14 protein-coding genes are annotated in these 14,236 nt (G+C 31.4%); 3 read left to right on the top strand and 11 right to left on the bottom strand.

Annotated elements, in window-relative coordinates:
• Positions 1 to 120 precede the first annotated feature (120 nt).
• The 6 genes from NH341_RS03865 to NH341_RS03840 all read right to left on the bottom strand — a co-directional run bounded on the left by NH341_RS03865 (position 121) and on the right by NH341_RS03840 (position 9,422).
• Entirely contained in the window at positions 121 to 2,016 is a 1,896-nt protein-coding gene (locus tag NH341_RS03865; protein ID WP_253055722.1) for a peptidase M61, read from the bottom strand.
• A 75-nt stretch (positions 2,017 to 2,091) separates the two neighbouring features.
• A complete protein-coding gene (locus NH341_RS03860) occupies positions 2,092 to 2,658 on the bottom strand; it encodes a hypothetical protein (protein WP_253055721.1) in 567 nt (188 codons plus the stop codon).
• 128 nt (positions 2,659 to 2,786) lie between these two features.
• The gene (locus NH341_RS03855) at positions 2,787 to 3,164 is read right to left on the bottom strand and encodes a TraR/DksA C4-type zinc finger protein (RefSeq protein ID WP_047790047.1); all 378 of its coding nucleotides are present in this window, start codon (positions 3,162 to 3,164) and stop codon (positions 2,787 to 2,789) included.
• Positions 3,165 to 3,168: 4 nt separating this feature from the next.
• Positions 3,169 to 6,576: an isoleucine--tRNA ligase gene (ileS, locus tag NH341_RS03850; RefSeq protein ID WP_253055720.1), complete on the bottom strand. Its 3,408-nt coding sequence runs from the start codon at positions 6,574 to 6,576 to the stop codon at positions 3,169 to 3,171.
• Between the two features lie 118 nt (positions 6,577 to 6,694).
• Entirely contained in the window at positions 6,695 to 8,608 is a 1,914-nt protein-coding gene (locus NH341_RS03845) for an OmpA family protein (protein WP_253055719.1), read from the bottom strand.
• 52 nt (positions 8,609 to 8,660) lie between these two features.
• The gene (locus NH341_RS03840) at positions 8,661 to 9,422 is read right to left on the bottom strand and encodes a TerB family tellurite resistance protein (RefSeq protein ID WP_073182153.1); all 762 of its coding nucleotides are present in this window, start codon (positions 9,420 to 9,422) and stop codon (positions 8,661 to 8,663) included.
• Positions 9,423 to 9,539: 117 nt separating this feature from the next.
• On the opposite strand from NH341_RS03840, the gene NH341_RS03835 reads away from it, so the two are divergent.
• Entirely contained in the window at positions 9,540 to 9,950 is a 411-nt protein-coding gene (locus NH341_RS03835) for a BrxA/BrxB family bacilliredoxin (protein WP_073182156.1), read from the top strand.
• Positions 9,951 to 10,016: 66 nt separating this feature from the next.
• Here the strand turns inward: NH341_RS03835 and NH341_RS03830 are convergent, their stop codons facing one another.
• From NH341_RS03830 to NH341_RS03810, 5 genes are read right to left on the bottom strand one after another with little or no spacing between them, the layout of a single operon-like run.
• Positions 10,017 to 10,475: a LexA family transcriptional regulator gene (locus NH341_RS03830; RefSeq protein WP_159493480.1), complete on the bottom strand. Its 459-nt coding sequence runs from the start codon at positions 10,473 to 10,475 to the stop codon at positions 10,017 to 10,019.
• A gap of 25 nt (positions 10,476 to 10,500) precedes the next feature.
• Positions 10,501 to 11,757 (bottom strand): Y-family DNA polymerase, encoded by a 1,257-nt coding sequence (locus NH341_RS03825; RefSeq protein WP_159493479.1) that lies wholly within the window; start codon positions 11,755 to 11,757, stop codon positions 10,501 to 10,503.
• Positions 11,758 to 11,785: 28 nt separating this feature from the next.
• Positions 11,786 to 11,992 (bottom strand): helix-turn-helix transcriptional regulator, encoded by a 207-nt coding sequence (locus tag NH341_RS03820; protein WP_047789930.1) that lies wholly within the window; start codon positions 11,990 to 11,992, stop codon positions 11,786 to 11,788.
• A gap of 2 nt (positions 11,993 to 11,994) precedes the next feature.
• Complete coding sequence (locus NH341_RS03815) at positions 11,995 to 12,498, bottom strand: DUF2975 domain-containing protein (protein ID WP_253055718.1); 504 nt, start codon at positions 12,496 to 12,498, stop codon at positions 11,995 to 11,997.
• Between the two features lie 9 nt (positions 12,499 to 12,507).
• Entirely contained in the window at positions 12,508 to 13,068 is a 561-nt protein-coding gene (locus NH341_RS03810; protein ID WP_253055717.1) for a DUF2975 domain-containing protein, read from the bottom strand.
• A gap of 104 nt (positions 13,069 to 13,172) precedes the next feature.
• On the opposite strand from NH341_RS03810, the gene NH341_RS03805 reads away from it, so the two are divergent.
• Positions 13,173 to 13,634, top strand: a complete 462-nt coding sequence (locus NH341_RS03805) for an Lrp/AsnC ligand binding domain-containing protein (protein WP_047789927.1) — start codon at positions 13,173 to 13,175, stop codon at positions 13,632 to 13,634.
• An 8-nt stretch (positions 13,635 to 13,642) separates the two neighbouring features.
• Positions 13,643 to 14,224 carry a HupE/UreJ family protein gene (locus NH341_RS03800; protein WP_047789926.1) on the top strand — a complete coding sequence of 194 codons (582 nt, stop codon included), beginning with the start codon at positions 13,643 to 13,645 and terminating at the stop codon, positions 14,222 to 14,224.
• The last annotated feature ends 12 nt before the right edge of the window (positions 14,225 to 14,236 follow it).

Below are 14,236 nucleotides of genomic sequence, written 5' to 3'. Positions count from 1 at the left end.
TTTATTTAATGGAAACAAAAATAAGAAAACTATTTTTATGTTTTTCTTCTGATTTATAGAAAGAAAAAGACCAATAGACTTTTAGTCATACTGGTCTTAATTTATATTAATAAAAAGAAACTATCCTTTTAACCAAGCTTTTCTTAGTTCTTTTTGCTTTTGTGTTGCATTAGGATCATCTTTTAAACTAGTTCCTTTTGTATATGATTGAGTTAAAGTTGTTTTAATAACCACCTCTTTCCCATCTCTTTCTAATTTTACTTCAACTTCGTTTCCTGGTTGCCACATAAACATTTTCGTAAAAATTTGATTTGCACTTTCCTTTGTCACAGCCACTCCATCAACTTCTTTGATTGCATCATTAGGTTGTGCTCCATTTTCAGCCCAAAAGCTGTTGTCTTTTACAGCTTCTGTAAATCGGATAGTTTGTGTCGCTTTATCTGGTCTAACAATCATAGCTCCATCATTTTGGATATAATTTGTTTTCACTTTTGATTCATCTAACACTAATCCTGCTTTAGCAAAAAACTCATTATAATTAATTGGTGTACCTCCTACTACGTGTGTGTTTAAAAATGCTCCTATTGATGGATAGGTCATTTCAGTAATTTCTCCAATTAACTTATCATCTTCAAATGGTTTGTTTTTCCCATATTTTAATGACAACTCTTTCATTAATGATAACACACCTCTATTTCCATTACTTTCTTCACGCATTAAAATATCAATACACATACCTATTAAAGCTCCTTTTTGATACACATTGTAATACTGAGAAGCATAAGGCTCGTCTAATACATTTTCACTCATTTTAGTAAAACTCATAGCATCATTCATAGAAGATGCAGTTTTAATTTTACCCATAATTTTACTGTAAAATTCATCTTCTGTTACCAAACCTTGGTTTACTTGAAATAATGTAGCAAAGTATTCTGTAATTCCTTCATACATCCATAAATGTTTAGAGAATGTTGGTTGGTTGTAATCGAAGTAATGTACATCTTCTGAATGTACACTTAACGGAGTTACAATATGAAAAAACTCATGAGATACTACATCTATCATGCTTTTTGCTAATGCTTCATCTGGCATTGCTTCTGGTAATACTACTACTGTTGATGTATGATGTTCTAAAGCTCCAAATCCTTTAGGTGCTTTTTCAGTTCCGTCAGATAAGTATAAATAAATATCATAACGTGCCGTACTATTAATGCTTCCTAAATATGCTTTTTGCGCTTGCATCATTTTTTCCATTACAGCTTTAATTTTTTCAGCTGAGTGTTTTTTGTTTGGAGAATATACACTTAATACAATTTTAATATCACCAACTTTGAACTCTTCTACATCTAATTCTCCATAAAACATAGGGTTATCTGTAATATCAAAATAACGTGGAGCAAAATAGCTCGACGTTAAAGTTGAGCCGTCTTCACTTGTTTTTGTTCCAACTTCTTGTAAAGCGGAAGTTCTTTTAAAATTGGTAGGCGAAACAACATCTAACTTATATTGATTGTTTTTTAAAGAATCAAAATACCCCACAAATCCGTGAAGGTTAAGCACATAATTTGTAGACTCTATATTTGTTCCTGCGGGTGAAAATGGGGTTTCTCCTCCAATTCCCCCTGAAACTTCCATATCAAAAGTATCGTTTACTAAATACGTTACTTTATCTAATTTTTCAGCATTGGTAATTTCCCAAGTATTCGTATCAACTTTTGTTACCTCTAGTTCATTTCCTTCATAATCTAAAGCCTTAAAGCTGTCTACATATTTACCAAAATCACTCACAGAATAGGTTCCTTGGACAACTCTTGGCAATCTATATGTTACTTTTTCAATTGTAAACCTGCCTGGGTTAACAGTTACTGGTACTTTATCATTGTCAACTTTTGTTAAATCTAAAGTCGTTACAATGGGGGTTTGAACAGCTAAATCATTTGTTGCTTTTTTAGTAGAATTACAGCTTGTTAATAATAATGCTGCAATGGTTGCTGTGGTTAGTATGCTTTTATTCATTTCTTAGTTTTTAATTAACCATTAGACAAAATGAAACTTCTTTTGTTACGTCTAATTTTTATAATTTTTTGTTAATTACTTTAATTCAATATTAATATTCGCATGAATAGAATTTATAGTAAGTATTTTAGAAACAGGTGTCACTTCTTTAGAAAATGGAGATATTTTTCTTTTTCCATTTATAAGGATTGTTCCGTTGTTAGTTTTTAAACCCAAACCTGTTTGTTTATCAATATTAGCAAAAACATTGCCTTGGAAAAGATCTATATTTGAGTTTCCTTTAACTGTATTTAACTTTATATTTCCTCTTTCTATATAAATATTTACATCTCCTTTATAACTTTTTGAAGTTATTCCGATAGTTTTTCCATGAATGCTTATATGTTTGTTTTTGGGAACTTTTATAACTGCTCTGGCTCTTTCTAGCCTCCTCGTTATATATTTTCGAAAGACTTCGTTTTTTAATGTTGGAATATTTAATTCAAATGCTATTGTAAAGACTTCTCCTTCTTTTTTGAATAGGATATTGTGTGTATGTGGATTTTCATCTAATAAAACTACTTCGAGTTGTCCATCTTTTGAATTTTCAATTACAATATCATCCAAACCGTAAGTAACCACTTCGAGTTCGTTTACTAACATTTTTCTTTTCTGTATTATTTTTTCTTGACAGTAAAGAAACTGGATACTTAGTATAAGTAATAACAATAGATATTTTTTCATACAAAAAAAGCCTCTAAAAGAGGCTCTATTTATTTTAACTTTAAAAGTTATTGTTTTCGTTTTGCTTCGATACTTAAAGTAGCATGTGGTACTAACTTTAAACGTTCTTTTTGAATTAGCTTACCAGTAACTCTACAAATACCATAGGTTTTATTTTCAATACGAACTAAGGCATTTTTTAAATCGCGAATAAACTTTTCTTGACGAATAGCTAACTGCATGTTTGCCTCTTTAGCCATTGTATCAGATCCTTCTTCAAAAGATTTAAATGTTGGCGACGTATCATCGGTTCCGTTATCTGAACCGTTTTTATATGATGCTTGTAGCAACCTTAAATCTTCTTCTGCTTTTTCAATTTTCTTTTGAATGATTTCCTTAAACTCTTGTAAATCACTGTCTGAATATCTTATTTTAACATCATCCATAATGCTATATTTTTTCAATTAACATTCTACTTTTAATGGTATCAAACTCAATTTCTGTACCATTACTTAAAACATCAACAAAAACTAATTCGTTTGTTAATGTTTCTGCTTTAATGTAGTTTTCATTTGCCAATACCGATTCTTTTAAATCATCAGCCTGCAAAATGGTTAATTTTATTTTATCGGTTACTTCTAAACCTGTGTCTTTTCGTGCGTTTTGAATTCTATTAACTAATTCTCTTGCCACACCTTCTTTGCGTAATTCGTCGTTTATTGTAACATCTAAAGCTACAGTTAACCCTTCTGCGTTGGCTACCAACCACCCTTCGATATCTTTCGATGAAATCTCCACATCAGCGGTTCCTAAAGTAATCATTTTATCGTTAATTTCCACAGAAATTTCACCTTCTTTTTCTATTTTAATGATATCTTCTTGTGTAAATCCTTGTATCTTATTAGCTATCAACTTCATTTCCTTACCAAATTTAGGTCCTAATGCTTTAAAATTTGGTTTGATTTGTTTTACTAAAATTCCTGAAGCATCGTCTAATAATTCGATCTCTTTAACGTTTACTTCTGACTTGATTAAGTCTGCAACAGCTAAAATTTCTTCCTTCTGAACTGCATCTAATACAGGAATCATTATTTTTTGTAACGGCTGGCGCACTTTAATTTTCTCTTTAGCCCTTAGAGATAGAACTAATGACGAAATTGTTTGTGCATTTTCCATTTTACGCTCTAACGACTTATCAACTAGATCAGCATTGTATTTTGGAAACTCTGCTATATGTACACTTTCAAAACTTTCTTTTCCTGTAGCATTCACTAAATCTTTATATAAACGATCCATAAAGAAAGGAGCTACTGGAGATCCTAATTTAGCTACCGTTAACATACAGGTGTATAACGTTTGGTATGCAGAGATTTTATCTTGTGCATACTCTCCTTTCCAGAAACGTCTTCTACATAAACGTACATACCAGTTACTTAGGTGATCTTGTACAAAATCAGAAATAGCTCTGGTTGCCTTGGTAGGCTCATATTCAGCATAGAATTTATCTACTTTTTGAACTAAGGTATTTAATTCAGATAAAATCCAACGATCAATCTCTGGTCGTTCATTAATAGCTATTTCAGCTTCGCTATACGTAAAGTTGTCAATATTTGCATATAGTGAGAAGAATGAATAGGTGTTATATAAAGTTCCGAAGAATTTACGTTTTACCTCTTCTATTCCTGCAATATCAAATTTTAAGTTGTCCCATGGGTTCGCATTCGAAATCATATACCAACGCGTAGCATCTGGACCGAACTCTGACAATGTTGTAAACGGATCTACCGCATTTCCTAAACGCTTTGACATTTTTTGTCCATTTTTATCTAACACCAATCCGTTAGATACTACATTTTTATAGGCTACAGAGTCAAACACCATTGTTCCTATTGCATGTAAGGTATAGAACCATCCACGAGTTTGATCTACCCCTTCTGCAATAAAATTCGCTGGGTAACTTTCTTTATCTTCTATTAATTCTTTATTTTCAAACGGATAATGCCACTGTGCATAAGGCATAGAACCAGAATCGAACCAAACATCAATTAAATCACTTTCGCGCTTCATTGGTTTTCCTGATGCCGAAACTAACGTGATTTTATCGACTACATTTTTATGTAAATCGATTTTATCGTAGTTATCTTCAGACATATTTCCTACTTCAAAATCAGCAAAAATATCTTCAGACATTACTCCTGCATCCACTGACTTTTGGATTTCTTCTTTTAATTCAGCTACAGAACCAATACAGATTTGTTCTGTTCCGTCTTCTGTTCGCCAAATAGGTAATGGAATTCCCCAAAAACGAGAACGTGATAAGTTCCAGTCATTCGCATTTTTTAACCAGTTACCAAAACGTCCTTCTCCTGTTGATTTTGGTTTCCAGTTTATCGTTTCATTTAAATCGAACATCTTATCCTTTACATCGGTTACCTTGATAAACCAAGAATCTAATGGATAGTATAAAATTGGTTTATCGGTACGCCAACAATTCGGATAACTGTGCACATATTTTTCAACCTTAAAGGCTTTATTTTCTTCTTTTAATTGAATCGCTAACTCAACATCTACTGATCTTTCAGGAGCTTCTCCATCAGCATAGTACTCGTTCTTCACATATTTACCTGCAAATTCTCCCATTTCTGGACGGAATTTCCCTTGTAAGTCTACTAATGGAACTGGGTTCTCATTTTCGTCTAGTACCAACATTGGCGGAACTTCTGGAGTTGCTTGTTTTGCAACTAACGCATCATCAGCTCCAAAGGTAGGTGCTGTGTGTACGATACCTGTACCGTCTTCTGTAGTCACAAAATCTCCTGAAATTACCCTAAAAGCATTTTCTGGATTTTGATATGGTAAAGTAAATGGTAATAACTGTTCATATTTGATACCTACTAGGTCCTTTCCTACAAATTCTTTTACAACTGTGTAAGGAATTTGCTTGTCTCCTTCAGCGTAGTTTGCCAATTCCGCTACATCTTCAACTTCATTAAACTTCTTCCCTGCAAATTGTTTTGATACTAAGTTTTTAGCCAACACCACTTGAATTGGCTCAAAGGTGTATTGGTTGAATGTTTTTACTAAAACATACTCAATCTTTGGACCAACCGTTAATGCTGTGTTTGAAGGAAGTGTCCACGGAGTTGTTGTCCAAGCTAAAAAATGTATATCTCCTTCGACTTGTAAAAATTCTGGTAACGTTTCTTTGATTGTTTTAAACTGAGCTACTACTGTAGTATCTGTAACATCTTGATAGGTTCCTGGTTGATTTAACTCATGCGAGCTTAATCCTGTTCCTGCTTTTGGTGAATACGGTTGAATAGTATATCCTTTATACAATAGATCTTTATCATAGATTTGCTTTAACAACCACCAAACCGATTCCATATATTTTGGTTTATAAGTAATATATGGATCTTCCATATCTACCCAATACCCCATTTTCTGAGTTAAGTCATTCCAAATATCAGTGTAACGCATTACCGCTTTTTTACAAGCTTCATTGTATTCTTCAACCGTAATTTTTGTTCCAATATCTTCTTTGGTGATTCCTAATTCTTTTTCAACCCCTAATTCTACAGGTAAACCGTGTGTATCCCAACCTGCTTTACGCTTAACTTGGTATCCTTTTTGGGTTTTATAACGACAAAAAATATCTTTAATGGCACGTGCCATTACGTGGTGAATTCCTGGCAAACCGTTTGCTGAAGGTGGCCCTTCAAAAAACACAAATGGTTCGTTTCCTTCACGTGTAGTAATACTTTTTTCAAAGATGTTGTTTTCTTCCCAATAGTTTAATATTTCTTCAGCTACTTTTGGTAAATCCAATCCTTTGTATTCAGTAAACTTCTTACTCATTTTGTCGGTTTATTAATTGAATGTGCGAAATTACGTATTTTCTTGTAATTGTTGAATTTGAGATATAAAAAAACACCTCAAAATTGAGGTGTTTTTGATACTTTATAGGTTATAATTGTTATTTTTTAACTATATAAAAATAAGATCTTCTATTTTTTTGATGCTCTTTTGTAGAGCAGCTTGTTGTATCGTCACAATTATTTAATAGTTTTTCTTCCCCATAACCTACTGCTTTTTCTATTCTTTCTGAAGAAATCCCTCTAGAAACAATGTAAGCTTTTGTTGATTTTGCTCTTTTATCAGATAGCTTTTTATTGTATTCTTTCGATCCTCTACTATCTGTGTGTGATTCTATTCTAATTATCATTTCTGGGTGATTTTTCATTACCGAAACAATATGTTCTAACTCATATTCTGCATCTTTTCTTATTGTATGTTTATCAAAATCAAAATAAATAGGACTAATCACAATTTGATCTTCTATAATCAATGGTTTTAACGATAAATTTACTGTAACAAGCTGTTTATTTACATCAAGAGTTTGTAATTGTTTTGGGTAAGCTTTATAATCTTCTTTTTCTGCTATAACTGTAAATTTTTTCTCACAATCAACTTCAACAAACCTATAGTCTCCATTTTTTCCCGTTACTTGTTGTGCTTGAACCTTACCATTAGAATCAATTAATTTAACTGTTGCTCCTAATATTGGTTTATTGCTTTTTTCTTCTGATACTACACCTGCTATATCTTCTTTACAGTTATATAAAATAAAGCTATAAATGTCATCGTCTCCTTTTCCTCCTTTTCTATTAGAAGAGAAGAAACCTTTGTTCTTTTCATCGTCTATCACAAAAGCAAAATCGTCATACGATCCATTTATTGGAGCACCTAAATTATTTGGTTTTTGATAGGTACCTGAATTATTTTTTGATTCAAAAATATCAAGGGCACCTAAACCTAGATGTCCGTCTGAAGCAAAATACAAGGTATTATCTTTAGCGACGAAAGGAAACATTTCTCTTCCTTCAGTATTTATTTCTTTTCCCAAATTTACTGGTTCTCCGTAAGTGCTATTTTCTAAAAGTGCAACCTTGTATATATCTGTTTTCCCAAAACCATTTGGCATATCTGAAATAAAATACAATGTTTTCTCATCTACGCTTAAAGTTGGATGTCCCGCAGAATAATTATCATTATTAAATGGAAGTTCCTTTATATTTCTCCACTCTCCATTTTCAAACTCTGCTTTATATATTTTAAGATATGCTATTTGATTATCTCCTCCTTCTAATTTCTTTCCATTGAAATTTGTTCTGGTAAAGTACATTGTTTTACCATCTGAAGTAATTACAGCATTGGATTCGTGATATTGTGAACTTAATGATGAAATTATTTCTTCTTTTTCTAAATCTATTAATTGTTTTTCTTCATTATAAACTTCATTTGCTTTGTAGATATTTAAATGCGGTTGATTGTTCCATTTATATAGTTTGTCATTTTCTCCAACAGGTTTTGTAGAGGCAAAATAAAGTTTATTATCATAGGTAAACCCACCAAAATCAGAATACTGAGTATTGACTGAGAGATTGGTTATATTTATAAATGTTTTCTTTTTTCCATTACTATATTTATTAAAATAACCTTCATTTTTCTCTAAAGCTTGCCCTCTTGAGTCATTCTCTTTAATTTCACTAAACTTTAAAAGCCATTTATCAGATTCTTTAATTTTTCCATTACTTTTTAAAGATTGTGCATATCTAAAAAAATATTCTGGCTCTGTAATACTCTCATAGTTTTCCATTAAAATTTTATACCATTTCTCTGCTTCTAAAAACTCTGAGTTATAATAATGAGAGTCTCCTAAACGACTAACAATTTCGTACGAATTATTTCCTTTATCATAAATTTTCTCATATAGTTCTGCTGCCTTTTTATAAGCAAAAACTTCAAAATATTTGTCGGCTGTGTATTTTCTTTGCCCTAAGCAAATGCCACTAAGAAAAATAAATATTACTACTAACTGTTTCCCCATGTCTCTTATCTTTTGTAGTTAAATAACACTAAAATAATTATCTTTTTTTATTCTAGCTTATTCCTCGCTCTTTTTTTATCTGTTCATAAGCTGCTTGTATTTTTTGGAATTTTTCTTTAGCTCCTTTTTTATGTTCTTCTCCTAAATTTTGAAGTTTATCTGGATGGTATTTTTTTGCCATTCTTCGATATGCTTTCTTTACCTCATCGTTAGTGGATTCTTTTGTTATTTCAAGCATTTTATAAGCACTATCAGATTCGTCATAAAACATTGCCTTTATTGAAGAATAATCATATTCGTTAATATACAAGTAACTTGCTATCTTTCTAATCTCTTCTTCCTCTACACTAGTTACTTGTCCATCTGCTTTTGCTATTCCGAATAAAAAATGTAGTAACTGTAATCGTGTAGCATGTGACATATACTGACGTATTTGTAAACAAACTTGTCGTGTAGATACCTGTTTCTTAATAATCCCGTTGAATAATTTAAACGCATGATTTGCTCGTTCTTTACCATACATTTTCACAAAATACATACGAACATAGTCCAGTTCACGCCTATCTATTTTTCCGTCAGATTTAATAACTACCGAAGCTAATATTAACAAGCTTATTTCAAAATCTCCTGATGTAGCTCTTCCTCTTCTTGGTTGTCCCCCTGTCTTTTTTTGATATTCTTGCTGTTCTTGTACAAAATCTTCTACAGAAATTCCATCAATAAGACTTCCTACAGCAAACCCTATAATAGCTCCTATTGGACCTCCTAATGTAAAACCGGCTCCTGCTCCAAGCCATTTTGCAAATTTTCCCATTGTTTGTTTTTTAGAAGCCACAAAGATAAAACATTACCAATCTATCTACCATACTTATTTCGGGTTGATTGTTGGCACTAAAAGAAGTATCTTTGCCTTAAATTTTAATTCAAAAATATGTATCCAGAAGAATTAGTAAAACCAATGCGTGATCAATTAATTGATGCTGGTTTTGAAGCTTTATATACTGCTGAAGATGTTGACAATGCTTTAGCCAAAGAAGGAACTACATTAGTAATGGTAAACTCTGTTTGTGGATGTGCTGCAGGTACTGCAAGACCTGGTGCTATTGCTTCTTTAGGAGCAGATAAAACTCCTACGAACTTAACTACAGTTTTTGCAGGTGTAGAGAAAGAATCTACAGCGAAGGCAAGAGAATATATGATTCCTTTCCCTCCATCATCTCCTGCAATTGCTTTATTTAAAGATGGTAATTTAGTGCACATGTTAGAACGTCATCATATCGAGGGGCGCTCTGCACAAGCTATTGCTCAAAATTTAGCAGCTGCTTATGACGAATTTTGTTAATCTTTTTAAACAAAAGGTTTCAAAACAAAAAACAACTAAAAAATCCAGTAATTTTACTGGATTTTTTTATACTTTCTTAATTACATTAGTTACAACTCCCCAAATAATAAAATTATTTTCTTCTGTAATTTTTATGGTTGGGTAGTCTGGATTTTCAGGCTGTAACCAAACTTTACTTCCTTCAACTCTTAATCGTTTTACCGTAAACTCTCCATCTAAAAAGCAAACCGCTATCTTATTATTTGTTGGCGGAATACTTCTATCAATTACCAGTAAATCATTATCATCTAAACCTGCACCAATCATTGACTGACCACTTACTCTTGCAAAAAAGGTAGCTTCTTTATTTCTAATAAGTTCTTCATCTAATGAAATACGCGTTTCCCTGAAATCATCAGCAGGAGAAGGAAAGCCCGCAGAAATACCTGTATCCATAAAGATAGTTCCCTCGCTTTCATTTAACTCTTTTGGTAAGAAAAAAGTCAATGCTTCTGATGCTTTTACTGGTTTTAATTTTCGTAACATCTTATTATTTGTTATTTAACTAAGCTTATTTTACTTTAATAATATCGTTAATATTTGTAGTATATTTTGGTGATAATCGCTCTTGACGCATCTTCCAAGTACGTTGTAAATCTTGGTTTGCTAATTTAATCTTATCTGCTTTATAAGTCTGATTAATTTTATCTATTACACTCATTAAAGAAGCATGCTTCGGGTCTTCCTTTGCAAACATATCTAATTGATAATTGTCTGAAGGCACCAACCCTGTTACAATTACTCCTGCTCTTTTATACTTTATTCCCTCCTTAAAAATAGTAGTTACAGCTTGTACTGCACTTTTACTTATTGTTAATGTAGAGTTTGTCGGATATGGAAGTACAATAGTTTTACTTGCTCGATGTTGTTTAGTCTCTTTTTTATGATAATCACTACGCAATAATACTATTACCATATGGCAACTTGAGTTTTGCTTACGTAATTTTTCTGCACAACTTACAGCAAACGTTGAGATTCTTTCTTTAATATTATCTAGATCCGAAAATGTATATTCAAAACTTCGGGTTGTTGCTATTGCTTTTTTGTTAGTAGGCTCATCTAGTTGTATTTTAGGATCTCCTTCTAAATCTTTTTTCAACTTCCAACCTGTAATCGATAAATTTTTCAGCACCCAATCGTCATTTAACTGTGTAAAATCATACGCTTTTATACATCCTTTAGCTTGTAGTCTTTTTTGTATACCTCTTCCAATTCCCCAAACACTTTCTATAGAAGTCCATTTTAATGCTTTTATTCTTTTTTCTTCGGAATCAATCACACACACTCCACCTGTTTCTTTCAAGAATTTTCGAGCAATTTTATTAGCTACTTTACTCAATGCTTTTGTTGGTGCAATTCCTACACAAGTTGGAATACCCGTCCATTGTAAAATTCTACTTCTTATTTCAGTTCCGTAAGAATTAAAATTATATTCATTAAAACCTTTGAATTGTAAAAATGCTTCATCAATAGAGTATACTTCCACATCTGGAGAAAATTGTTCTAAAATTTTCATCACTCTAGCGCTCATATCACCATACAACGGATAATTTGACGATAGCACTGAGATATTATTGTTTTTACAAAACTGATCCCACTTAAAAATTGGAGCTCCAAATGGAAGTTGCAAGTCTTTTGCTTCGTCACTCATTGAAATAACACACCCATCGTTATTACTTAAAATAGCCACAGGTTTTCCTTGCAAATTCGGATTAAAAACCCGTTCGCAAGAAGCATAAAAGTTATTACAATCTACCAACGCATACATAACTGTAAAGGTACAGAATCTTCTGTTTTTACTCCTCTACAAATTCTAAAATATCTGCGGGTTGACAATCTAATGCTTTACAAATAGCTTCTAATGTTGAAAAACGAATCGCTTTAGCTTTTCCTGATTTTAAGATGGACAGGTTTGCAGTAGTAATTCCTACAATTTCTGCCAATTCTTTACTTTTCATCTTTCGTTTGGCAAGCATTACATCTAGGTTTACAATAATTGGCATACTTATATGGTTAAATCGTTTTCTTGTTTTAATTCTTTTGAAACTCTAAATACCTCTGAAAGCACCAAAAAGAAAAGTCCAAAACAGATACTTAAATAATGAGCTCCAATTCCAAAATCAAAATTTATAGTTGATGTTGTTGTTAGCTTTAAACCAATTCTAGCAACAATCATCAAAATACCTGAGATAAGTAATAAATTTCCTGTTCCCTTTAAGTTTGTAATTACTTTATCTGAAAACATCTTAGTTCTAACAAATTCTGTTAACACTACTCTAAATTTATAAATTGTATTATAAACTAGTACATACACCAATAAAAAAATCGCTACAAATACTTTTGAAATTATACTTGTGCCTACATTAAAGTCTAACCCCATAATTTTAAAATTGCCTTGTTCTGTTACAAAAAATATAAGAGGAATACCTATAGCAAGAAAAGGAACCATAAGACTATATACAATAAAAATCAAGTCTATTAAGCTTTTTAAAATTTTTAATTTTCTCATAATTATTTTTTAGATGGTTAAATCGTTTTCTTCTTTCAGTACATTTCCTTTTCCCACAATGAAAGAAATAAATTGCACAAATAATGCTATAACAAATATTGGTAGTACTTTATTTATTGAAGCCCCTACCGTATACCCAAATATATATCCACTACTATAAGCTGGGTCTGAACCTGAGCTTAAAGTTGAACCACCTTCAATTATTAAACCTAGTACTGTTGTAAAACACAAGACTATAATTCCGTAAATAATTAACCCTTTTCCCACTTTTCGTAGTCGGTCACTATTCTCCTTTGTAAAAACACTATTTTTTGAAAAATTAAAAATTACTTTTCTAAATTCAACAAGCAAAAACATCACATATCCCATTAATACTAAAGCTATCAGAGACAAAAAATAATAATATTCATCGCTCCAGTTTTCTGGAATTGTCAATTTAAATATCTTCGTTTTACTTTCTCCATAAATGGTATAATGAACTATCTTATAAAATATTTCAAAAAGTTTTACACCTACACTAATTACCAATAGTGTACAAAATACTTTTAAAATGTTTAATGTTGATTTCATATTCAATTTTGTTATTTTGATGATGGTTCAAATATAATAAAATTATCGAAAAACAATAATTTATTATTTTTTATTGGCAATTAAACTTTCCTTATTTTTGTTTCATGGTTAGAAAATTAAAAATTGACGGAATTGATAAAATAATTATTAAACGTCTTGTAAAAGATGCTCGTACACCTATTTTAAGTATTGCCCGAGAAGTAGGTATATCTGGTGCTGCCATTCATCAACGATTAAGAAAGTTAGACGAATCGGATTTAATTGATGGTTACAAAATGATATTAAATCCAAAAGCATTAGGCTATACCACTACCGCTTTTGTTGGTGTATTTTTAGATTCTTCTAGCTTATACTCTTCTGCAATTAAACGTTTAAAAGAAATTCCTGAGATCGTAGAAAGTCATTACACTACAGGTAACTATGCTATTTTCATTAAAATACTGTGTAAAAACAACGAAGACTTAATGCATTTGTTAAATAAGGATATTCAAACTATAAAAGGAGTTTCAAGAACCGAAACTTTTATATCTTTAGACCAACAAATAGATCGACAAATTAAAATTTAAAACCCCGAATGAACGATTTTATCTTCTACTTTAAAATGGGCTTGTTTCATGTACTAGATTTTAAAGCCTATGACCATATTTTATTCTTAATTGTATTAGCTGTTGTATATCAATTTAAACAGTGGACAAAAGTTTTGTGGTTAATCACCTTGTTTACTATTGGGCATTCAATAACCCTAGCACTTTCAGCGTACGGAATTTTAAATGTACGAGCAGATTTAATTGAGTTTTTAATTCCGTTAACTATTTTTATTACGGGATTAATGAATGTATTAACCGCAAAAAAAGCATCGGTAGGAAAAGAAAACCAAAATTTATTTTTTGCTTTGTTTTTCGGGTTAATTCACGGACTTGGTTTTTCTAACTATTTTAAAATTATGATTGGAAAAACTTCTGATAAATTTTTACCTTTATTAGAATTTGCCTTAGGTGTAGAAGTAGCACAAATTATTATTGTATTAGGTATTTTACTAATTGGAGCACTAGTGCAATCAATCTTTAGTGTAAATCGTCGTGATTGGATTTTAATCATGTCATCAATCGTAATTGGTTTTGCTTTACAAATGATGTTTGACCGTGTTTTTTGGTAAAAAATTAACGCC

The sequence above is a fragment of the Tenacibaculum sp. XPcli2-G genome, from assembly GCF_024124505.1.
Taxonomy (GTDB): domain Bacteria; phylum Bacteroidota; class Bacteroidia; order Flavobacteriales; family Flavobacteriaceae; genus Polaribacter; species Polaribacter mesophilus.
Note: the sequence above shows the minus strand (reverse complement) of the source record. Positions and strands in the feature narration are given on the sequence as shown.

Bases quoted from the DNA above. Each gene is read 5' to 3' on its own strand.
- NH341_RS03865 (WP_253055722.1), bottom strand. From the start codon at position 2,016: ATGAATAAAAGCATACTAACCACAGCAACCATTGCAGCATTATTATTA.
- NH341_RS03860 (WP_253055721.1), bottom strand. From the start codon at position 2,658: ATGTTAGTAAACGAACTCGAAGTGGTTACTTACGGTTTGGATGATATT.
- NH341_RS03855 (WP_047790047.1), bottom strand. From the start codon at position 3,164: ATGGATGATGTTAAAATAAGATATTCAGACAGTGATTTACAAGAGTTT.
- ileS (WP_253055720.1), bottom strand. From the start codon at position 6,576: ATGAGTAAGAAGTTTACTGAATACAAAGGATTGGATTTACCAAAAGTA.
- NH341_RS03845 (WP_253055719.1), bottom strand. From the start codon at position 8,608: ATGGGGAAACAGTTAGTAGTAATATTTATTTTTCTTAGTGGCATTTGC.
- NH341_RS03840 (WP_073182153.1), bottom strand. From the start codon at position 9,422: ATGGGAAAATTTGCAAAATGGCTTGGAGCAGGAGCCGGTTTTACATTA.
- NH341_RS03835 (WP_073182156.1), top strand. From the start codon at position 9,540: ATGTATCCAGAAGAATTAGTAAAACCAATGCGTGATCAATTAATTGAT.
- NH341_RS03830 (WP_159493480.1), bottom strand. From the start codon at position 10,475: ATGTTACGAAAATTAAAACCAGTAAAAGCATCAGAAGCATTGACTTTT.
- NH341_RS03825 (WP_159493479.1), bottom strand. From the start codon at position 11,757: ATGTATGCGTTGGTAGATTGTAATAACTTTTATGCTTCTTGCGAACGG.
- NH341_RS03820 (WP_047789930.1), bottom strand. From the start codon at position 11,992: ATGCCAATTATTGTAAACCTAGATGTAATGCTTGCCAAACGAAAGATG.
- NH341_RS03815 (WP_253055718.1), bottom strand. From the start codon at position 12,498: ATGAGAAAATTAAAAATTTTAAAAAGCTTAATAGACTTGATTTTTATT.
- NH341_RS03810 (WP_253055717.1), bottom strand. From the start codon at position 13,068: ATGAAATCAACATTAAACATTTTAAAAGTATTTTGTACACTATTGGTA.
- NH341_RS03805 (WP_047789927.1), top strand. From the start codon at position 13,173: ATGGTTAGAAAATTAAAAATTGACGGAATTGATAAAATAATTATTAAA.
- NH341_RS03800 (WP_047789926.1), top strand. From the start codon at position 13,643: ATGAACGATTTTATCTTCTACTTTAAAATGGGCTTGTTTCATGTACTA.